The 20,505-nt window shown below is 67.8% G+C and carries 21 protein-coding genes; 4 read left to right on the forward strand and 17 right to left on the reverse strand.

Features of this window, described 5'->3' with window-relative positions:
- Window positions 1-251 precede the first annotated feature (251 nt).
- Both ACFP3H_RS24785 and ACFP3H_RS24790 read left to right on the forward strand, forming a co-directional pair.
- The gene (locus ACFP3H_RS24785) at window positions 252-683 is read left to right on the forward strand and encodes a PPOX class F420-dependent oxidoreductase (RefSeq protein ID WP_378609531.1); all 432 of its coding nucleotides are present in this window, start codon (window positions 252-254) and stop codon (window positions 681-683) included.
- 62 nt (window positions 684-745) lie between these two features.
- The gene (locus tag ACFP3H_RS24790) at window positions 746-1,102 is read left to right on the forward strand and encodes a nitroreductase/quinone reductase family protein (RefSeq protein ID WP_378609533.1); all 357 of its coding nucleotides are present in this window, start codon (window positions 746-748) and stop codon (window positions 1,100-1,102) included.
- Between the two features lie 10 nt (window positions 1,103-1,112).
- Here the strand turns inward: ACFP3H_RS24790 and ACFP3H_RS24795 are convergent, their stop codons facing one another.
- From ACFP3H_RS24795 to hppD, 8 genes are all read right to left on the reverse strand, one after another.
- Entirely contained in the window at window positions 1,113-1,613 is a 501-nt protein-coding gene (locus tag ACFP3H_RS24795) for a hypothetical protein (protein WP_378609535.1), read from the reverse strand.
- 231 nt (window positions 1,614-1,844) lie between these two features.
- Window positions 1,845-3,035 carry an elongation factor Tu gene (gene tuf / locus ACFP3H_RS24800; protein WP_378609536.1) on the reverse strand — a complete coding sequence of 397 codons (1,191 nt, stop codon included), beginning with the start codon at window positions 3,033-3,035 and terminating at the stop codon, window positions 1,845-1,847.
- Window positions 3,036-3,170: 135 nt separating this feature from the next.
- Window positions 3,171-5,273, reverse strand: a complete 2,103-nt coding sequence (fusA, locus tag ACFP3H_RS24805; protein ID WP_378609538.1) for an elongation factor G — start codon at window positions 5,271-5,273, stop codon at window positions 3,171-3,173.
- 33 nt (window positions 5,274-5,306) lie between these two features.
- Window positions 5,307-5,777 carry a 30S ribosomal protein S7 gene (rpsG, locus tag ACFP3H_RS24810; RefSeq protein ID WP_056814216.1) on the reverse strand — a complete coding sequence of 157 codons (471 nt, stop codon included), beginning with the start codon at window positions 5,775-5,777 and terminating at the stop codon, window positions 5,307-5,309.
- Between the two features lies 1 nt (window position 5,778).
- Window positions 5,779-6,153 (reverse strand): 30S ribosomal protein S12, encoded by a 375-nt coding sequence (gene rpsL / locus ACFP3H_RS24815; protein WP_056814220.1) that lies wholly within the window; start codon window positions 6,151-6,153, stop codon window positions 5,779-5,781.
- A gap of 269 nt (window positions 6,154-6,422) precedes the next feature.
- Window positions 6,423-7,004, reverse strand: coding sequence for a DUF3558 domain-containing protein (locus ACFP3H_RS24820; RefSeq protein WP_378609539.1), 582 nt, complete (start codon window positions 7,002-7,004; stop codon window positions 6,423-6,425).
- Window positions 7,001-7,525: a DUF3558 domain-containing protein gene (locus ACFP3H_RS24825; protein ID WP_378609540.1), complete on the reverse strand. Its 525-nt coding sequence runs from the start codon at window positions 7,523-7,525 to the stop codon at window positions 7,001-7,003. The genes ACFP3H_RS24820 and ACFP3H_RS24825 overlap by 4 nt, the downstream gene beginning before the upstream one ends.
- Window positions 7,526-7,579: 54 nt before the next feature.
- Window positions 7,580-8,722 carry a 4-hydroxyphenylpyruvate dioxygenase gene (hppD, locus tag ACFP3H_RS24830; protein WP_378609541.1) on the reverse strand — a complete coding sequence of 381 codons (1,143 nt, stop codon included), beginning with the start codon at window positions 8,720-8,722 and terminating at the stop codon, window positions 7,580-7,582.
- 131 nt (window positions 8,723-8,853) lie between these two features.
- On the opposite strand from hppD, the gene ACFP3H_RS24835 reads away from it, so the two are divergent.
- Window positions 8,854-9,369, forward strand: a complete 516-nt coding sequence (locus tag ACFP3H_RS24835; protein WP_378609542.1) for an Lrp/AsnC family transcriptional regulator — start codon at window positions 8,854-8,856, stop codon at window positions 9,367-9,369.
- Window positions 9,370-9,441: 72 nt separating this feature from the next.
- Here ACFP3H_RS24835 and ACFP3H_RS24840 read toward each other — a convergent pair whose 3' ends face one another.
- From ACFP3H_RS24840 to ACFP3H_RS24880, 9 genes are all read right to left on the reverse strand, one after another.
- Complete coding sequence (locus tag ACFP3H_RS24840; RefSeq protein WP_378609543.1) at window positions 9,442-10,089, reverse strand: GntR family transcriptional regulator; 648 nt, start codon at window positions 10,087-10,089, stop codon at window positions 9,442-9,444.
- Window positions 10,090-10,122: 33 nt separating this feature from the next.
- Window positions 10,123-11,115 (reverse strand): isopenicillin N synthase family dioxygenase, encoded by a 993-nt coding sequence (locus ACFP3H_RS24845; RefSeq protein WP_378609544.1) that lies wholly within the window; start codon window positions 11,113-11,115, stop codon window positions 10,123-10,125.
- Between the two features lie 10 nt (window positions 11,116-11,125).
- A complete protein-coding gene (locus tag ACFP3H_RS24850) occupies window positions 11,126-12,289 on the reverse strand; it encodes a substrate-binding domain-containing protein (RefSeq protein WP_378609545.1) in 1,164 nt (387 codons plus the stop codon).
- Between the two features lie 16 nt (window positions 12,290-12,305).
- Entirely contained in the window at window positions 12,306-13,145 is an 840-nt protein-coding gene (locus ACFP3H_RS24855; protein WP_378609546.1) for an ABC transporter permease, read from the reverse strand.
- The gene (locus tag ACFP3H_RS24860; protein WP_378609547.1) at window positions 13,145-13,930 is read right to left on the reverse strand and encodes an ABC transporter ATP-binding protein; all 786 of its coding nucleotides are present in this window, start codon (window positions 13,928-13,930) and stop codon (window positions 13,145-13,147) included. The genes ACFP3H_RS24855 and ACFP3H_RS24860 overlap by 1 nt, the downstream gene beginning before the upstream one ends.
- Window positions 13,931-14,036: 106 nt before the next feature.
- Window positions 14,037-15,350, reverse strand: a complete 1,314-nt coding sequence (locus ACFP3H_RS24865) for an amidohydrolase family protein (RefSeq protein WP_378609548.1) — start codon at window positions 15,348-15,350, stop codon at window positions 14,037-14,039.
- 324 nt (window positions 15,351-15,674) lie between these two features.
- Window positions 15,675-16,787, reverse strand: a complete 1,113-nt coding sequence (locus ACFP3H_RS24870; RefSeq protein WP_378609549.1) for a winged helix DNA-binding domain-containing protein — start codon at window positions 16,785-16,787, stop codon at window positions 15,675-15,677.
- A 67-nt stretch (window positions 16,788-16,854) separates the two neighbouring features.
- Window positions 16,855-17,829 carry an NADPH:quinone oxidoreductase family protein gene (locus ACFP3H_RS24875; RefSeq protein WP_378609550.1) on the reverse strand — a complete coding sequence of 325 codons (975 nt, stop codon included), beginning with the start codon at window positions 17,827-17,829 and terminating at the stop codon, window positions 16,855-16,857.
- Between the two features lie 65 nt (window positions 17,830-17,894).
- Window positions 17,895-19,517, reverse strand: coding sequence for a serine/threonine-protein kinase (locus ACFP3H_RS24880; protein ID WP_378609551.1), 1,623 nt, complete (start codon window positions 19,515-19,517; stop codon window positions 17,895-17,897).
- 142 nt (window positions 19,518-19,659) lie between these two features.
- Between ACFP3H_RS24880 and ACFP3H_RS24885 the strand changes: the two genes are divergently transcribed.
- The gene (locus ACFP3H_RS24885) at window positions 19,660-20,430 is read left to right on the forward strand and encodes an acyl-[acyl-carrier-protein] thioesterase (RefSeq protein WP_378609552.1); all 771 of its coding nucleotides are present in this window, start codon (window positions 19,660-19,662) and stop codon (window positions 20,428-20,430) included.
- Window positions 20,431-20,505 lie beyond the last annotated feature (75 nt).

Here is a 20,505-nt window from a genome sequence, read left to right on the forward strand (position 1 = left end):
ATCGACGCTCGCCAGTCGGGCGTTCCGGGAACGGCACGGGCGTCGGATCACGCGGGGTCGCCTCGGCGCCCGTGGACCCGATGCGAATTACCGCGACTGCGGAGGTGCTGTAACCATGGGTCCAGTTCTACGCGGTCGGGGCGCGGGGTGTCGACGGGTTTTTCGCGGGCTCGGGCATAAACATCGGATCGGCGCGGTTCGTCACAACGAGCCCACCCCTGACCCTTCATCGCACCCGAGGAGCGATCACGATGTCGAAAACCCCGCCCGACCTGCATTCCCTGCTCGCCGAGAGCCGGATCGGCATTCTCGCCACGATCAAGTCCGACGGTCGGCCCCAGCTCTCGCCCGTCACGCCGTACTACGACCGGGAGGCGGGGATCATCTACGTCTCGATGACCGAGGGGCGGGCCAAGACGGTCAATCTGCGGCGCGATCCCCGGGCCTCGCTCGAGGTGACCAGTGCCGACGGGTGGACGTGGGCGACGGCGGAGGGCACCGCGACCTTGATCGGGCCGGGCACCGATCCGCAGGGGCCCGAGGTGGAGGCGCTGGTCGGCTACTACCGGGCCGCGGCCGGGGAGCATCCCGATTGGCAGGAGTACCGGGAGGTCATGGTGTCGGATCGGCGAGTGCTGATGGCGTTGGCGGTCGAGCGGGTGTACGGGGAATCCGTTCGGTGAGCTGCGCGGAATGTCCGTAGGCTGGGTAACGACAGGTGGTCACTACTGAGTCGGGAGCAGCTATGACGCAGGAATCGTTGGTACGCAGGGGAATTCGTGGATTCAACGCGGGCGTGGTCGCGTTGACCGAGGCGCCGGGCATCGGGAAGGTGCTCGGCAAGTCGTTCGCGCAGATCACCTATGTGGGGCGGCGGTCCGGGCGGACGTTCAGCACGCCGGTGAACTATCGACGGTCCGGGAGCGACTACGTCCTGGCCGCGGTGATGCCGGACAAGAAGCAGTGGTGGCGCAACTTCCTCGGCGAAGGAGCGCCGATGTCGCTGCGCATCGACGGTGTCGACCACCCGGGACACGCGGTGGCGACCAGGGACGAGCGCGGGAAGGTGACCGTGCGGGTTCGGCTCGACGACAAGGCGTGACCAACGGCCCTCACGAACCGCTGCTGCCCCCGCCCCGGCCGAGGCCGCCGCGCTGAATCACCGTGCCCGACTTGGTCCTGATCTCGGCATCGCTGGGCGCGAGACGCGAGCCGCCGGTGGGCGGTTGGCCGAGGGTGGTGTTTCCGCCGTAGTAGTAGTTGTACTGGGGCCAGGTGCTGCTGCCACGGAAGGAACCGCCGCCGGCGCTGCCCGAGCAGTTATGTTCCGCGACAACGGTTTCCGCGCCACCCCGGTCGGTGCGCACACACGAGGCCACCACCGTGCGCGGCGGATCGGGGCGGGTGAGCAGGTAGCCGCCGATCAGCGCGGCGACACCGACGATCGCGACCGCGCCGATCATCTTGACGTGGGCCCGATCCTCGCTCGCGGCGGCGGCCTCCTGGATCGCCCGCCGACGCCGTTCGTGGTCGGTCTCCTGCTGGCGGATCGCGTCAGCGAACAGCAACTTCTCCGGCTGCGGCCGCTGCGGCCACCGCGTGGGCTCGGGCACCCGATAGGGCGTGTGCTCCCCCGCATGCCATGAATGTTGTTCCGGCCCAGACATTTACACCACCCCCGTGGCTCGGATATCCCCCATCCTGCCACGTCCGGCGCGAGGGCTCACCCGATTATCCCGAGCCCGGCTTGCGAATTCCTTGCCGCACAACAGGGTCCGACAAACGCCGAACGGCGCCGCTCCGAGGAGCGACGCCGTTCAGGTTGTGCAGTGGGTCTTACCGACTCACTTGATGATCTTCGTGACGCGACCGGCACCGACGGTGCGGCCACCCTCGCGGATCGCGAAGCGCAGGCCTTCGTCCATGGCGACCGGCTGGATGAGCTTGACAGCCATCTCGGTGTTGTCGCCGGGCATGACCATCTCGGTGCCCTCGGGGAGGGTAACGACGCCGGTCACGTCCGTGGTACGGAAGTAGAACTGCGGGCGGTAGTTGTTGAAGAACGGGGTGTGGCGGCCGCCCTCATCCTTCGACAGGATGTAGGCCTGGCCCTCGAACTCCGTGTGGGGAGTCGTGGTGCCCGGCTTGACGACAACCTGGCCACGCTCGACATCTTCGCGCTTGATGCCACGAACCAGCAGGCCGACGTTGTCGCCCGCCTGGCCCTGGTCGAGCAGCTTGCGGAACATCTCGATGCCCGTGACGGTGGTCTTGGTCGACTTCTCCTTGATGCCGACGATTTCCACCTCCTCGTTCACGTTGACGATGCCGCGCTCGATACGACCGGTGACGACGGTGCCACGACCGGTGATCGTGAAGACGTCCTCGACCGGCATCAGGAACGGGAGTTCGGTCTCGCGGACCGGCTCCGGGATCGAGTCGTCGACGGCCTGCATGAGCTCGACGATGGACTCAGCCCACTTCTCGTCGCCCTCGAGGGCCTTCAGACCGGAAACGCGCACGACCGGCGCGTCCTCGTCGAATTCCTGCGAGGCCAGCAGTTCGCGGACCTCCATCTCGACGAGCTCGAGGATTTCCTCATCGTCGACCATGTCCGACTTGTTCAGCGCGACCAGGATGTAGGGCACGCCGACCTGACGGGCGAGCAGCACGTGCTCGCGAGTCTGCGGCATCGGGCCATCGGTGGCCGCGACCACGAGGATGGCGCCGTCCATCTGCGCCGCACCGGTGATCATGTTCTTGATGTAGTCAGCGTGACCCGGGGCGTCGACGTGCGCGTAGTGGCGCTTATCGGTCTGGTACTCGACGTGGGAGATGTTGATCGTGATACCACGAGCCTTCTCCTCCGGCGCCTTGTCGATCTGATCGAACGCGAACGCGTCGTTCAGATCCGGGTACTTGTCAGCCAGCACCTTGGTGATCGCTGCAGTCAGCGTGGTCTTGCCGTGGTCGACGTGACCGATGGTGCCGATGTTGACGTGCGGCTTCGTCCGCTCGAACTTCGCCTTCGCCACTTTTGGGTCCTCCTGGACTTGTTGGTGCGTGCATTTGCAGCAGTGCGTGTGTCATCCCCGCTGGAGGCGGGGACCGGGGTATTACATGACGCCCGGCACTTGCGGTCCAGTGTGCCACTGGACCGCAAGAGGGTTTTATTCGCCGGTCGCCTTGGCGATGATCTCCTTGGACACGTTGGCCGGAACCTCCGCGTACTGGGCGAACACCATGGAGTAGTTCGCGCGACCCTGGGTCTTGGACCGCAGGTCACCGATGTAACCGAACATCTCCGAGAGCGGAACCAGCGCCTTGACGACACGGGCACCACTGCGTTCCTCCATGGCCTGGATCTGGCCACGGCGGGAGTTGAGGTCGCCGATCACGTCGCCCATGTACTCCTCGGGCGTGATGACCTCGACCGCCATGAGCGGCTCGAGGATCACCGGACCGGCCTTGCGGGCCGCTTCCTTGAGGGCCTGCGAGCCCGCGATCTTGAACGCCATTTCCGAGGAGTCGACGTCGTGGTACGCGCCGTCGAGCAGGATGACCTTCAGGTTCACCAGCGGGTAGCCGGCGAGCACGCCGTACTGCATGGCATCCTGGGCACCCGCGTCGACCGACGGGATGTACTCACGGGGCACGCGACCGCCGGAGACCTTGTTCTCGAACTCGTAGGTCGCGCCGTCTTCGCCGACGAACGGCTCGACCGCGATGATGACCTTGGCGAACTGGCCGGAGCCACCCGTCTGCTTCTTGTGGGTGAACTCGAGCTTCTCGACCTTCTTGGTGATCGTCTCGCGGTAGGCCACCTGCGGCTTGCCGACGTTCGCCTCGACCTTGAACTCGCGCTTCATGCGATCCACGAGGATGTCGAGGTGGAGCTCGCCCATGCCGCCGATGACGGTCTGGCCGGTCTCCTGGTCGAGCTTGACCGAGAACGTCGGATCCTCGCGCGCCAGCTTCTGGATCGCGGTGCCGAGCTTTTCCTGGTCGGACTTGGTCTTGGGCTCGATCGAGACCTCGATGACCGGGTCCGGGAACGTCATCGACTCGAGGACGACCTGGTTCTGCGGGTCCGACAGGGTGTCACCGGTGGTGGTGTCCTTCAGACCGATCACGGCGTAGATGTGACCGGCGGAGGCGGCGGTGACCGGGTTCTCCTTGTTGGAGTGCATCTGGAACAGCTTGCCCAGACGCTCCTTCTTGCCCTTGGTCGAGTTCACGACCTGGGCACCGGAGGCCACCGCACCCGAGTACACCCGGATGTAGGTGAGTTCACCGAAGAACGGGTGCACCGCGATCTTGAACGCCAGCGCCGAGAACGGCTCGTCGACGTTCGGCTTGCGGGTGACCAGCTCCTCTTCCTTGTTGGGCACGTGGCCGGTGGTGGCCTCGACGTCCAGCGGGGAGGGGAGGTAGTCGATGACCGCGTCGAGCATGGGCTGCACGCCCTTGTTCTTGAACGCGGAACCGCACAGCACCGGGTACAGCTCGGAGTTGACCGTCATCTTGCGGATGGCGCCCTTGATCTCCTCGATCGAGAGCTCCTCACCGCCGAAGAACTTCTCGAGCAGCGCCTCGTTGGACTCGGCGACGGTCTCGAGCAGTTCCTGACGGTACTGCTCGGCCTTCTCCTTGAGGTCCTCGGGGATCTCGACGACCTCGTACTCTTCGCCGAGCTTGGTCTCGCCCTTCCAGACCTTGGCGTTGTTCTCGACGAGGTCGATGATGCCCTCGAAGTCGTTCTCCGCGCCGATCGGCAGCTGGATGACCAGCGGCTTGGCACCGAGACGGTCCTTGATGGTCTGCACGGTGAAGTAGAAATCCGCACCGAGCTTGTCCATCTTGTTCACGAAGCAGATACGCGGCACGTCGTACTTGTCGGCCTGACGCCACACCTGCTCGGACTGGGGCTCGACACCCTCTTTGCCGTCGAACACCGCGACCGCGCCGTCGAGGACGCGCAGCGAACGCTCCACCTCGACGGTGAAGTCGACGTGCCCGGGGGTGTCGATGATGTTGATCTGGTTGTCTTTCCAGAAACAGGTGGTAGCCGCGGAGGTGATGGTGATACCACGCTCCTGCTCCTGCTCCATCCAGTCCATCGTGGCCGCGCCGTCGTGAACTTCACCGATCTTGTACGTGATACCGGTGTAGAACAGGATGCGTTCGGTCGTGGTGGTCTTGCCCGCATCGATGTGGGCCATGATGCCGATGTTGCGGACCTTGTTCAGGTCGGTGAGCACGTCCTGTGCCACGAAATTCTCCCTTTTAAGTGACGGGCCGGACTATCACCAGCGGTAGTGCGCGAAGGCCCGGTTCGACTCGGCCATCTTGTGGGTGTCCTCGCGACGCTTCACCGCGGCACCGAGGCCGTTGCTGGCGTCGAGGAGCTCGTTGGCGAGACGCTCGACCATGGTCTTCTCGCGACGGGCGCGGGAGTAGCTGACCAGCCAGCGCAGCGCCAGGGTGTTGGCGCGGCCCGGACGGACCTCGACCGGCACCTGGTAGGTGGCGCCACCGACACGACGGGGCTTCACCTCGAGGGCGGGCTTGACGTTGTCCAGCGCGCGCTTGAGGGTGACGACCGGATCGGTGCCGGTCTTCTCACGCGCCTGCTCGAGGGCACCGTAGACGATGCGCTCGGCGGTGGACTTCTTGCCGTCCATCAGGATCTTGTTGACCAGCTGAGTGACCAGCGGGGACCCGTAGACCGGGTCGTTGATCAGCGGACGCTTGGGTGCGGGGCCCTTGCGTGGCATATCAGCTCTTCTCCTTCTTGGCGCCGTAGCGGCTGCGGGCCTGCTTGCGGTTCTTCACGCCCTGGGTGTCGAGCGAACCACGGATGATCTTGTAACGAACACCGGGAAGGTCCTTCACACGACCGCCGCGAACGAGCACCATCGAGTGCTCCTGCAGGTTGTGGCCTTCACCGGGGATGTACGCCGTGACCTCGATGGCGCTGGTCAGGCGAACACGTGCCACCTTACGGAGCGCGGAGTTCGGCTTCTTGGGGGTGGTGGTGTACACGCGAGTGCACACGCCACGACGCTGCGGGCTCCCCTTCAGGGCAGCCGTCTTGGTCTTGGTGACCTTGTCGCGGCGACCCTTGCGGACCAGCTGGTTGATGGTTGGCATATACCGGCTTTCTGGCTCATCCCCACTGCGCGGGGACCCTGTTCAGTGTTGGTCGATGGTTAACCTGCACGTCCAGCCACGTTTCCATTAACCCGCGGTCGGGCGTGTCGGGCGCTGCTCGGTGCTCTTTTTCAGGGCACGGTGGAACGGTCCGGCCGCTCTCGCTGGCCTACGTTCACGCACGAACTTGCCCGTAGCAATCCGGGCACAGGGATCCACGATACTCGGACAGGCCATGAGGGGTCAAAGCGGGTGCCTGGTCAAGGGTTCTAGCGGGCCCGATTCAAGGTGAGCTCGACCAGCTTGGCCGCGACGGGGCACGGATCGGGGTGGGCCGAGCCCGCGCGGTAGTTGATCCACCAGCCGACCACCCCGGCGCCGGCGGCCTTGGCGCTCACGCCACAGGAGTCGGGATCGCCCGGTCGGCGGATCTCGAGGGCCGAGGCGCCCTGGATCGAGGTGATCGACGATTCGTAGCCGAGTTTCTGATAGGTCTGGCGCTCGACATTGAGCGAGCCGTTCTCGTACCAGTTCAACGTGAGCTTGGCCGCGCCGCCGGGTGCGCCCAGCACGTCCCACATGCAGATCGCGCCGACGAACGAGGCGTCGAACATCGCGCCCTCGCCGACGGCCATCGCCATCTGCTCCTCGGTGAGCACCTCGCACTCGCGCAGCAGGTTGTCGAAGTTGACGTTCACGGGGCCGCCGCCACCGCTGTCGCCGACGGCGCGGCCGAACTCGTCCACCGGAGCGCCCGGCACCTGCTGACCACAGCCGACGAGCGTCGCCGACGCGACCGCGGCCAGGACCAGCGCGCCCAGCCGACCGCCCACGGTTCGCCGCCCGGTCACTGCATCCGTCCCAGGGTGAGTTCGGCCAGTTTGCGCGCCGCGCCGCACGGCTCGGCACCGACGACGGTGTAGCCGAAGGTGGACCATTCGAAGAAGTCGTCGCCGAGCCCGATCGCGAAATCGCAGGTGGTGCTGCCGTACCCGGTGCCGAAGGACTGGAAACCGGTGCGCCCCTGCACGGTTATCGTCTCCACGGTGCGGTCCTTGGATTCGACCCACGCGCGTTCGCGGTCGATCGGGCTGCCCCGGTAGGAGGCGAAGGTGACCACGGCGGAACTGGTGCCCGCCGATTGCCAGTTGCAGCCGGTGGCGTTGCGGAACACCGCCGAGACGGCGGGCAGACCGGCCAGCGAGCGGACCTCGTCGTCGGAGACGTGGCCGCACTCGCCGACGAACGGGCCGAGTTCGGAGACCTTGGGTGGGATGCGCGCCGGACCGGCGGAGTCGTCATCGCCCGACCCGCACGCGGCCGACACCACGACACACGCCAGCCCCACCACCAACGCTGGTTTGAACCGCATGGGTCCGACTCTACCCAGTGCGCGGGGCACCGGCCGTAGTCGCGCTCGCGCGATCTAGAGGTTGCCGCGGGCCTCCTGCTCGCGTTCGATCGCCTGAAAAAGGGCCTTGAAGTTGCCTTTTCCGAAGCCGAATGAACCGTGACGTTCGATGAGTTCGAAGAAGACGGTGGGGCGGTCGGTGAGCGGGCGGGTGAAGATCTGGAGCAGGTAGCCGTCCTCGTCGCGGTCGACCAGGATGCCGCGGCGCTGGAGTTCCTCGACCGGGACGCGGACCGCGCCGATGCGGGCGCGCAGTTCGGGATCGGAGTAGTAGGTGTCGGGGGTGGCCAGGAATTCCACGCCCTGGGCGCGCAGAGCGTCGACGGTGGCGAGGATGTCGCCGGTGGCCAGCGCGATGTGTTGGACGCCGGGGCCGCGATAGAACTCGAGGTACTCGTCGATCTGAGAACGCTTGCGGCCCACCGCCGGTTCGTTGAGCGGGAACTTCACGCGGTGGTTGCCGTTGGCGACGACCTTGCTCATCAGCGCGGAGTACTCGGTGGCGATGTCGTCGCCGACGAACTCGGCCATGTTCGTGAATCCCATGACGCCCCGGTAGAAGTCGACCCAGCGGTCCATCATGCCGAGTTCGACATTGCCGACCACATGGTCGATCGCCTGGAACACGCGCGGGCCGGGGGTGCGGGTGGAGGTGCGCGCGATATAGCCGGGGCGATAGGGGCCCGCGTAGCCGGAGCGGTCCACGAGGGTGTGGCGGGTGTCGCCGTAGGTGGCCAGGGCGGCGGTGCGGACGGTGCCGAACTCGTCGGTCTCGTCGCGGGGCTCGGCCAGGATGGTGGCGCCGTGCTCGCGCGCCCAGGCGATGCAGCGGTCCACATCGGGGACCTCGAGGGCGATGTCGACGATGCCGTCGCCGTGGCGGTCGTGATGGGCGACCAGCGGACTGTCGGGGTCGACGGCGCCGGTGACGACGAAGCGCGCTCCCCCGCTGCGCAGCACGAACGCCTTGTGGTCGCGGTTGCCGGTCTCGGGGCCCGAGTACGCCTCGAGGCGCATACCGAAGGCCGACTGGAGGAAGTGGGCGCTCTGGGTCGCGTTGCCGACGACCCAGACCAGGGCGTCCCACCCGATCACGGGGAACGGATCGACACTGTCGTCGTGCTCGATCAGTCCGACGAGCTGCTGCTCAATGGTCATGACCAAGGAAATCGCCTCCGCCGCGACTGGGCAACCACCCCCGCCGCGCCTGGACATGCTGGCACGAGTTGCCACCGGCAGCGGGCAAATGGTGGACAATTTGACTAGTAGCCGGACACGGAGGTCACCATATGCGCAGCCCTGCCAAACTCGACGAACTCGACCTGGCGATCCTGTCGGCGATGCACGAATTCCAGCGCGCGGGGATTCTCGAGCTGTCGCGGCGGACGAAGGTGGCGCGGGCGACGGTGCAGGCGCGGATCAACCGGATGGAGGAGTCCGGGGTGATCGCCTCCTACGATCCCCAGATCGATGTCACCGCAGCGGGTTTCGATGTGCAGGCGTTCGTGACCTTGGAGATCGCGCAGGGGGCGCTCGATACGGTCAGTGCCGAGTTGAGCGCGATTCCTGGGGTGCTCGAGGCGTATGCGACGACGGGCTCCGGCGATGTGCTGTGCCGGATCGGAGCCGATTCGCACGCGGGGTTGCAGGCGGTGCTGCTCAGTATCGATCGGACGGGGTCGGTGGTGCGGTCGCACAGTGTGATCGTGCTGTCGACGGTGGTCGCGCGGCGGATGATGCCGCTGCTGCACACGCTGACCCCGGCGGGCACGGCCAAAGCGCCCGCCTATCGGGATCAGCGCTGAGTGGTCGGGACGCCCGGCGGGCCGGGCTGTCAGCGCCGCCGGGGCTGCCCGGTCACGGTCGGGGCCGTGTCGTCACTGCCGGGCCAGCCGGGTGAGCAGGCCGTGGACGTGGGCTTCGGCGGCGGCGCGGGCGGATTCGGGGTGGCCGGATTCGAGGGCTTCGACGATGCGGCGGTGTTCGCGCAGGGCGACACGGCGGTTGCGGGCCGAGCACCACAGGTCGCCGCGATAGAGATGCGCCTGGGCTTCCAGACGGGCCAATTCGTCTGCGACACAACCATTTCCGGAGGCGTCGCGGATGAAGGTGTGAAATTCCAGGTCGAGTTGGGCGTCGCGAGCGGGGTCGGCGGGATCGGCGAGGTTGGTTTCCTGGGCGGTGATGATGGCGGTGAGCTTGTCCAGTTCGGCCTCGGTGAGGCGGGTGGCGGCCGCGGCGGCGGCGAGGCCGTCCAAGGCGGCGCGCACGGCCAGCACGTCGCGGATGCGGTCGTCGTCGACGGCGGCGACCTTGGCCCCGGCGTGCGGCGCGCTCACCGCCAGGCCCTCGTAGATGAGTTGCTGCACGGCCTCGCGGACGGGGCTGCGGCTGACCCCGAGCTCGGTCGCCAGCGCGGGCACGCTGAGTGACTGGCCCGAGGTCAGCACGCCGGAAAGGACCATCTGCCGGATCTGTCGATGGACGGACTGGCCGAGCAGCGCGGAATTGCTGTCTTCGGTCATCGCAACAACTGTCCTTTCCGTTGGTTTCGCTGATTATCCCTGGGGGCGGTAGTTCGCCTGGACGCGCTGGGTCAGGAAGTCCGCGGCGGTGACGGGCGGGTACTTGCCCGCGGGCCCCTGGATGACGGCGTCGCGATCGGCCTGGGCGAAGTAGGCGATGCTGTAGCGCTCACCCTGGTACTCCCCCTCGCCGGGGCTGCGCACGCGGTGGAAGTTCGACGGCAGCAGGTCGTCGCTCCAGCGGGTGAGCATGTCACCGATATTGCAGGTGATCAGGCTCGACGACGGCGTGATCGAAGTCCACTCCTGATCTTCCATCTCCTTGCCGGGGCACACCTGCAACCCGCCCTGCCCGTCGCGCTGGAAGAGCAGGGTGAGGCAGTCGAAGTCGGTGTGCGCGCCGGCCCGCCAGCGACCGGGCACGCCGCGCAGTTCCTCGGGGACGGCGAAGTAGTGCAGCAGGCGAAGGGCGCTCTGGTAGTTCGCGGAGCCGGGATCGTGTGCGGCGGTGAAGTGTTCGCGTTCCAGGCCGAGCCGGTCGGCGAAGCAGGACAGCACCCGCATCGCCACCTCCCACGCGCGATGCTCGAAATCGAGCGCGCGCGAACGGAATCCGGCCAGTTCGTCCTCGGTGGGCCACAGCTCGGCCATGTGCGGCCGGGTGATCTGGTAGGACTCCTTCTGGTCGGGCACCCCGATGGACGGGCGCACCTGACTCAGGCTCTCCCAGCCCGCGTTGTTCTTCTTGACCAGCGGGTACCGGCCCTTGGTCGCCTCCGGTAGGGCGAAGAAATCGGCGGTGGCGCCGAACATCTCGTCGATCAGGTGCTGGTCGATGCCGTGTCCGGAGAGCTGGAAGAAGCCGATCTCGGTGGCGGCGTCCCACAGCTGTTCGGTGATCTCGGCGCGGCGGTTGTCGAAGTCGGACAGGTCGATCACGCGGATCTCGCGGTCGGTGGTCTCGCGACCGAGCCCGCCCATCTGCTTTTCGCGCGAGACCTCGGACAGGTCGTAACTGGTGGTCATGGGTGGCTCCTTAACCGGTGACGGAGATGGTGGGGTCGAGGAATTCCTTGGTGACCAGGGCCGCGGCGGTCAGGTCGGTGGGCACTTTCGCGCCGCCCGCTCGCAGGATGGGTCCGAATTCGTCGATGATGCGCTGCACGCGCGCGGTGTCGAAGCTGCCGAGCACGCCGTCGGAGTCGTTGCCGATCAGGCCGCCGTCGATCAGGGCCTTGGAGCCGAATTCGGCGAGTTCGAGGCTGTAGGGGTTGAGCTTGGGGTTCTGGGCGACCACGTCGACCACCACCTCGTTGACGTGGCTGGGATCGGCCTTGAACGACGCGGTGGCCCGCTGGATCATCGGCACCAGCTTTTGCAGGCAGGGGCGCAGTTCGTCGAGCTTGTCGGCGCGCACGTTCACGGTGCGGGCGTAGCCCTCGTAGCCGACGTCCTTGAGCAGCTGGTAGCCGACGGGCTTGTTCCAGGCGCGGACCTCGTGCTCGTAGGTGAACGGTTCGGCGTTGGCGAAGCCCTGCTGGGCGAAGGACGGATCGGAGACGAAGCGCGAGGGCGAGTTGTCGTAGGAGGCGTCGATCTGATCCTTCGTCACCAGGCCGCGCGCGACCAGCCAGTCCGGGTACAGCTGACCCTTGGACACCACGACCGGCTTGCCGGACCTGCCGATATCGGCGATGCCCTGCCAGTCGGGATGGGTCTCGGGATCCCACATCAGCATCTGTGGGCTGTTGCGCAGCAGCGTGGTGACCGCGACGATCGGCTGCTGCCCGGCGGCGGCGATGGCGTGCTCGGAGTGGGCCAGGCCCAGGGTGATGCTCTGGTCGACATACATCTGCGAGGGCACGGTCTGGAACCCGATCGCCGGACCGCCCGCGCGGATCTCCAGTTTTACGCCGGTGTCCTTGCCGTCGGCGACGAGCGGGCCGGTGATCTTGTTGTTGTCGGCGTCGACGGTGTAGCCGGGGCCGAGCAGGCCGAAGATCGGGCCGGAGTCGGTTTCGGGGGCCCACTGCAACTGCACCACCACGGTGGCGGGGCAGGCGCCGGCGAGTCGCTGTTCGGCCGGTGCGGGTTCGAGGGCGACGGCGGGGGCGTCGGTGGCGTCGTCGGAGCAGGCCGAGGCGGTACCGGCCAGCAGCACCGCGAGCGCGGCGATGCCGAGGCGATGAACAGTCTTCATGATCGATCCTTGGGAGCTAGTGGGCGGAGTTGTGCCAGCGACCGACGCTGAGCTTCTGGATGACGGTGAACACGGTGAACACGAGCACGCCGAACAGGGCGGCCAGCAGTAGCGCGCCGATCAGGTCCTCGGATTGCAGGCGGGCGCGGTAGGTGTCGAGCAGGGTGCCGATGCCGGGCTTGCCCTGGGCGAAGAACATGTCGCCGATGATCGCGCCGGTGACGGAAAGTCCGGCGGCCGTGCGCAATCCGGTCAGGGTCGACGGGAGCGCGGCGGGCAGTTGCAGCGACCACAGCCGGCGCAGGCGACCCGCGCGGCCGAGCGTGAACAGTTCCTGCAGGTTGGCGTCGACGGATTTGATGCCGAACAGGGTCATCGCGATGATCGGATGGATGGCGATCAGCACACACACCGTGGTCCGGGCGGCGAAGCCGTAGCCGAGCCACAGGCCGATCAGCGGAACCACCGCCAGCACCGGAATGGCCTGCAGGACCACCGCGTACGGGTAGACGACCTGCTCGATCGGTTTGGCCTGACTCATCAGCACCGCGATCAGCACGCCGAGCACCGCCGAGATCAGCAGCCCGACGATCGCGACCCTGGCGGTGACGGCCAGCGCCTCGAGCATCACCTCGAGCTTCTTCGGATCGGCGAGGGACTCGCTGAACACCACGTGCGGGGGCGGGAGCAGGAAGCGGCGGTCCTCGCTGAGCACCAGCATCGACACCGCGTACCAGGCGGCAAGGGCCAGCGCGGCCGACACCGTCGGGGCCACCACCGCCCTGCCGAGCTTGCGCAGCGGCGCGGTGGACAGCGCGGTGGTGGCGGCGGGCAGGCGGGTCGCGATACTCACCATCAGGAAGCCTCTTTCAACGATCGCGAGATGCGGGAGACGAGCTCGGTGAAGGCGGGGTCGAAGCGCAGTTCGCGGTCGCGCGGGTAGGGCAGATCGACCTCGACCACCTCGTGGATGCGACCCGGACGCGCCGACATGACCACCACGCGCGAGGCGAGGAACACCGCCTCGGCGACCGAGTGGGTGATGAACAGGGCGGTGAAGGCGTTGTCGCGGTAGAGGCGAAGCAGCTCTTCCTGCATGTTGAGCCGGGTCATCTCGTCGAGCGCGCCGAACGGTTCGTCCAGCAGCATCAGCCGCGGTTCCAGCGACAGCGCTCTGGCCAGCGAGACGCGCATGCGCATCCCGCCGGAGAGCTGACTGGGCAGTTTGTTCGCGAAGTCGGTCAGGCCGACGGCCTCGATCGCCCGGTCGGCGCGTTCGCGGCGGGTCTTGCGATCGATGCCCGCCAGTTCGGCGGACAGTTCCACATTGCGCCGCACCTTGCGCCACGGCAGCAGCGTGGCCTCCTGGAAGATGAAGCCGATCGAATCGGTGCGGACCGCGACGGCGCCCGAGCTCACCGGTTCGAGGCCGGCGGCCAGGCGCAGCAGCGTGGACTTGCCGCAGCCGGAGGGGCCGACCACCGCGACGAACTCGCCTTCGTCGATGTCGAGGTCGATGTCGGTCAGGGCGAGTGTGCCGTCGTCGCCACCGAAGCGCTTGCGCACGGCGGCGAAGGAGACCTCCATGCCGGACATCAGCGTCCTCGCGTCGGCGTCGTTCACCGTGTCGTAGAGCGTCACCGTGATCACCTTCTCCTGCGGTGGTTTGCGTGCAACTTGTTGACTTCTTCAGTATTGGGCAACTGAATTACATGCAATGCGTTGCCAGTTTCCAGTGCGTTAACTGTCATCGCATGCGAATCAGGCGCTGGACGAGGTCGCGGTGGTCCACCCGGGTGCTCACGCCGTCGCGGATCACGGCCTCGCCGTCGACCCACACGGTGTCGATCACGCGCGGTGACGCGGCGGTGAGCAGGGTGGCACCGGGGTCGAGCACCGGCAGGCAGGCGAAATCGCGGTCGAAGCGCACGAGGGTCAGATCGGCGCGGTCGCCGATCGCGATGCCGGTGTGGGTGGGGCGGCCCAGGACGCGACCCGCGGCGCCGGTGGCCATGTGCAGCATCTGCTCGAAACCGAGCAGGTCGGCCTGTTTATGGGCCGCACGCTGCAGGTACGCGCCGATGCGCAGGGCCAGCAGCATGTCCTGGGTGTCATTGCTGGCGGCGCCGTCGACACCGAGGGTGACGTCGATGCCCGCCGCGAGCATGTCCGGGACGGGGGCGACACCGCTGCCAAGGCGCATATTCGAAACCGGGTTGTAGGACACGGTGACACCGCGCTCGGCGAAGAGCCGGCGGCCGTGCGCGTCGAGGTTGACGCAGTGCACGGCCAGGGTGCGGTCCCAGAGGAAACCGCTCGCGTCGAGGTAATCGACAGCCGAGGCACCTGCATGCAATCGGCACATGTCGTCGTCGGTGGTGGTCTCGAGAACATGTATCGACACGGTCTTGCCGGTGGCGGTGGCGTATTCGCGGGTGGCGGCCATGCCGTCGGGGGTGAGGCAGCGCGGATTCGGGACGGCCAGCGCGGTGGTGATGCGGGAGCCGAGCAGCTGCTTGTCGAGTTCGTCGACGTGGGCGAGGGCCTCGTCGAGCGGCTGCATGAGGCGGGGGTCGAGGCCCCATTTGCGGGTGATGTCGGCGCGGTCGGCGATGCCACGGCCGAGCACCACGCGGATGCCGAGTTCGCGCAGGGCGCGGATCATCGCCTGGTGGACCTCGTCGGACGGGCTGGGCCACAGGTGCTCGACCACGGTGGTGACGCCGCTGCGCAACAGTTCCAGGCCACCGGCCAGGGCCGAGAGGTAGGTCTGCTCGGGGGTGGCGGCCACGGTGTGTTCGCCGACGCAGCGCAACCATTCCAGCAGCGGCAGACCCTCGCCGACCCCGCGCAGGACGGCCTGCTGCAGGTGGGTGTGGGTGTTGACGAAACCGGGGAGCAGGTGGCCGCCACCGCCGTCGACGCGGGGCAGATCGGCGTGTTCGGTGCCCGCGCGCAGGGCGGTGACGATGCCGTCGCGGACCACCACCTCGCCGGGCTGCCAGCCCTGCTCGGTGTAGACGGTGACATCGGTGATGACGACGGACGCGGCGGATTCCATGCGCGCACCTCTTTCGGGATGCGGCTGGTTAGCGCGCCGGTTTCAGCGCCGCACGTCGTCCGTTGCAGCCATGAACGTCGTGGTGACGACCCTAGGCAGCCGGTGTTGCCCGGACGTTAATGCGGCGTCACGGCGGGTGTCGCGCTCGGGAGCAGCCGTTGGGAACCGCGCGGGCCGGAGCCGCAGGCGGGGGTCCGCCGTGGTCACGAGTGCGCGCCGCCTCTGGGCGACGGACGTGGGCCCGTTCCGGGTAGCTGGGGCCAAGGCCCGCGCATATTCCGAGTGCGCGCCCGCTACGGGGATACCGGCGAGATCCGCGTGGGGTCACGGGCGTAGGTCGGCGCCGGGGGCGAGGACTTCGATGCGGGGCGCGGAGTCCGGTTCCAGGAAGGACAGGAGGGCGGACGCTTCCGATTCGACCTGAGCCGCTTCGGTTTTCGACCACGGGCGGGACGGGCTGATCCGCAGGCGGGCGGTGTCGGAATCGACGAAGACCTTGTAGACCCCGGCGACGAAGCCGTCCACCAGGATCGAGGACACATTGCTGGCGAAGACCCGCAGCGGTGGGACGGCGCTGTCGGCGAGGACGCGGGAACGGTCGCGGTGCGAGAGCAGGGCGTTGTCGTACCAGCCGAGCAGGCGCACCGGGGCCGGACGATCCGGGTCGGCGAGTTCGAGGTCGGCGGCGTCGTAGAGGGTGCGGCCCTGTTCGTCGGTGTAGGCGCGGACTCGATCGCCGAGCGCGGTGACGGCGTTCTTCATCGCGGGCAGGCGCGACCAGGCCTGCATATCCGTGGTGGACGCCGGACCGAACGCGCGCAGGTAGCGCAGGATCAATTCGGCCACCGGATAGGTGGGGTCCAGCGGTGCGCCGAGCCAGGGTTGCACGCGCGACCACACCGGGCGGCTGTTGTCGCGCCAGCGCCCGCGCGGCGGAGTTTGCAGGACGGGCAGTTGATAGAGCCAGGCCTGCACGACGGCGCCGGGGTCGCGATCCGGGTACAGCCGACGCGCCGCGGCGCGCAGGTCGGCGGCCGACACCGGTTCGTCGCCGAACACCGCTTCACCGTCGGCCCTGACCCGTTCGGGATCGAGGCCGACCATCGCGCCGAAGTTGAAGCCCTTGCGGAACGGCACCTTCTCCAGCTCGGGCTGGATCAGCGGGGCGATACGCAGGGCGTCGGGCGGGGTGACCAGATGAATCGTGCCGCGCATCACGGTGATTCGCACCAGCGAACGGTCCTCGAGGCCGACCGATACCGTCGCCGGATCGAAATCGGCTATCCGACTCCACAATCCGACGAACGGGGGTGGCACGTCCTGGGCCTGGAGACCGACCAGGTGATCGCACATCTCGGCGGTGGTCAGGGTGGACCGTGCCAGCAGGTGCTGGCGGGCGAGCAGGGTGCGGTTGAGCGTTCGGTTCGACAGCTGCATTCGGCTTCCCCACCTCGCCTTTCCTGGTTCGGCCGAGCGTACCGCCGAGCACCGACACGAAACCGGGTCAGCGCAGTTGGATGACCACCTTGCCGGTGGCGGTCCGGTTGTCCAGGGCGGCAACGGCTTCGGCGGTTTGCTCGAGCGGGTACAGCACCGGCTCGGGCGCGGCGATCGCGCCGGAGGCCAGCAGCGGCGCGACCTGCGCCCACTGTTCGGCCAGGTAGGTGGGGTGGGTCATCACCCATTCGCCCCACGCCGCACCGACGACCTCGACGTTCTTGAGCAGCAGGCGATTCACCTTCACGGTCGGGATCTCGCCCGCCGTGAAACCGACCACCAGCAGACGACCACCGCTGGCCAGCACGCGGATACTGTCGGTGAAACGGTCACCGCCGACCGGATCCAGGACGATATCGACGCCGCGCCCCTCGGTGAGCTCCTTCACCGCGGCGAGCCAGCCCTCGGTCAACACCACGTCGGTCGCGCCATTGGCCTTGGCCACCTGGGCTTTCGCCTCGGTACTGACCACCGCGATCACCCGGCCCGCGCCCAGCGCCCTGGCCATGCGCAGGGTGGAGGTGCCGACGCCACCGGCCGCACCGTGCACGAGGACGGTCTCGCCCTCGGCCAGTCGACCGCGCGTGGTCAGACAGAAGTGGACGGTGAGGTCGTTGAACAGGATGCCCGCGCCCGCCTCGAGGGAGATGTTGTCGGGCAGCGCGAACACGGCCTGCTCGGGCGCCACCGCGACCTCGGCGACACCGTTGCCGAGCATGGTCAGCGCGGCCACCCGGTCGCCGGGACGCAGCGCCGAACCCTCGGGGGCCGCGCGCACGACCCCGGCCACCTCGCCGCCGACGACGAAGGGCAGGCCCGGCTTCATCTGGTAGAGCCCGCGCGTCATCAGCACGTCGGGGAAGGCGATGCCCGCGGCGTGCACGTCGATCAGGACACCGCCCGGGTAGACCTCCGGTTCGGGAATCTCGACGATCTCGATCGCCGACGGTCCGTCCAACTTGCCGACCTGGGCTGCGCGCATTTTCGACACCTTCCTCGAGGACACCCCCGCGTGACTGCTCCCGCGAACATAACCCGACAAAGGGGTCAGCGATGGGCGAACTCGGTGACCGGTTCGGTGACCGGGGTTCTACCCGGGCTCGAGATGGTGAAACCGGACGCGCTGAGCTGATAGCGGGTGCCGTCGGTGGGGTTGGTCGCGGTGAACGCGCCGCCGCCGTTCGGCACCGGGTCGTCGAGTTCGATGCCCGCGCCGTCGCTGGCGCGCACGCCCTTGTAGTAGTAGCGCTGATCGCCGGTGTGGCAGATGACGACCCGCGACTGGGACGTGCGGGCGATGGTCATCGCGGCGTCGTTGTCGTTGCAGCGAGGGCCCGCGCTCACGAAACCCTGACCGTCGGCGCCGGACACGCTCGACTGCAGCGGCGGCACCGTGGTTCGCGGCGGCGTGGTGACCTTCGGTGGCGCGACGGTGGTGGGGACCGGTTGGCTCACGGTCACGATCTGCGGCGGGGGTTGCGCCTGGCCGGACGCGGACGGCGGGACGGCCACCTGCCGCTCGGTGTTGTCCATGCTCAACAGGAACCACACCGCGCCGCCGATCACCGCGAGCACGATCAGCGAGACCAGGGCGCCCGCCAGGATCGGCGTCGACGAATTACGTTGCGGGGGAACCGGAAGCGGCGCCGACGGATGGGTATAGCCGGGTGGACGGCCGGGCGCCTGCTGGGTCGGTTCATAACGGGACGCGGGTACCCGGCGGGTGGGGTTGGGCACGACCGCGGAATCGCGGGTGGTCGGCGGGTTGACAGGGTGGTTGGCGGACGCGGCGGGCGGGGGTTCGACACGCGGGCCGGAAATCGTTGACGGCGTTGATCTTTCCGCCTGCACCAACGCGGCACGGGCCGCACGGGCGAGATCGCCGGGAGTGGCGAAGCGGTGCTCGGGACGCTTGGCCATGCCGCGCTCGATCACCGGATCGAACGCGGCCAGCGCCGGATCGACCGCGCTCGGCCGCGGCGGCGGCGCCATCTGATGCGAACCGATCGCGCCCGCCAGGCTGTTGACCGGGAACGGCACCCGCCCGACCAGGCACTCGTAGAGCACACAGGTGAGCGCGTAGGTGTCCACCGCCGGTGACATCGGAACGCTCTCGAACCGCTCCGGCGCCATATAGGCCATCGAACCCACCGCGCTGCCCACCCCGGTCAACTGCGGATCTGTAGCGGTATGGGCGATGCCGAAATCGACCAGGTAGGCGAACATAGCGCCGGTGAGCAGGATGTTCGCCGGCTTCACATCGCGGTGGACCAGGCCCACCTCGTGCGCGGCGTCGAGCGCGAACGCGATCTGCTCGACCACCCCCACCGCCTCGGCGGGCGTGAGACTGCCGTGCTGCTGCAACCGATCCTTGAGATCGACGCCCTTGACCAGGCGCATATCGATGTAGAGCACACCGTCGACCTCGCCCCAGTCGTGCACGGGGATGACGTGCGGTTCCTGCACGCTGGCCATCGCATGCGATTCGCGACGGAAACGCTGCACGAAAGTAGGGTCGCCGGCGAGTTCGCGATTGAGCATCTTGAGGGCGACAACACGATTCTTGGAGGTGTCGTAGGCCTCGTAGACCTCCCCCATACCGCCGACTCCGAGCAGCCTGCGGATCTCGTAGCGCCCGAACCGCGAGCCCGCCATCGCTCCGCCGCCCATTCCTGCAGGCTACCGGGCGCCGAGTGCGCTGTCATGTGTGACAACTGCCTGCGCGTGAAGGTGTGATCTGGGACCCGTAAAGTCGTGTGCAGAACTACGCAAGAAGTCGCGGCGCACCCGGTGGGCCGCGCAAGGAGCACACGTGTCACTCGATCAGCCACTGGCCCCGCTTCCCCAGGAGGGCACGGGTTTCGCCACGGCGTGGCCCGTCCGGGTCGGCGACGTGGATCCTTATCAACGGCTGCGCCTCGACGCGGTCTCGCGATACCTGTCCGACATCGCCTGGGACGAACTCAACCAGACCGCCCTGCACCTGACCGACCCCACCTGGATCGTGCGCCGCACCGTCATCGACGTGATCCGCCCGATCGTGTGGCCCGACCACGTGCACCTGGAACGCTGGTGCTCGGCGATGTCGACCCGCTGGACCAACATGCGCACCCGCATCACCAGCGAACGCGGCGGCCTCATCGAGACCGAGGGCTTCTGGATCAACCTCAGCGAGTCGAGCAACCTGCCCGCCCGGATCAGCGACGACGGCCTGGCCTACCTGGCCCGCTCCACCGACGAACACCGCCTACGCTGGCGCCCCTACCTCACCGACCCGGCCCCCCGCGAATCCGACACCGACCTGCCCTTCCCGGTGCGCGCGACCGACATCGACCAGTACAACCACGTCAACAGCGCCTGCTACTGGCAGGCGGTCGAACAGTTCCTGGTCGACTACCCGAAACTGGTCGCCGGACCGCACCGCGCGGTGATCGAGTACGTGGCGCCGGTGCTGGCCCGCGAACACATCACGGTGCGGGCCCGGCACGAACCGGGTGATCGGACGGGGCAGATGGTGCTGCGGTTGTGGTTCGTGGTCGGTGGGGTGACCACGACGGTCGTCCGCATCATGCCCCTGCCGTAATATTGGCGGCTGGCGCCGCTGTTCTCGGCGCTTAACTCCGCCTCTTCCCTCCCTCCGGGTACTCCTTCGTCGCAC

The sequence above is a fragment of the Nocardia lasii genome, from assembly GCF_042658545.1.
GTDB classification, from domain to species: domain Bacteria; phylum Actinomycetota; class Actinomycetes; order Mycobacteriales; family Mycobacteriaceae; genus Nocardia; species Nocardia lasii.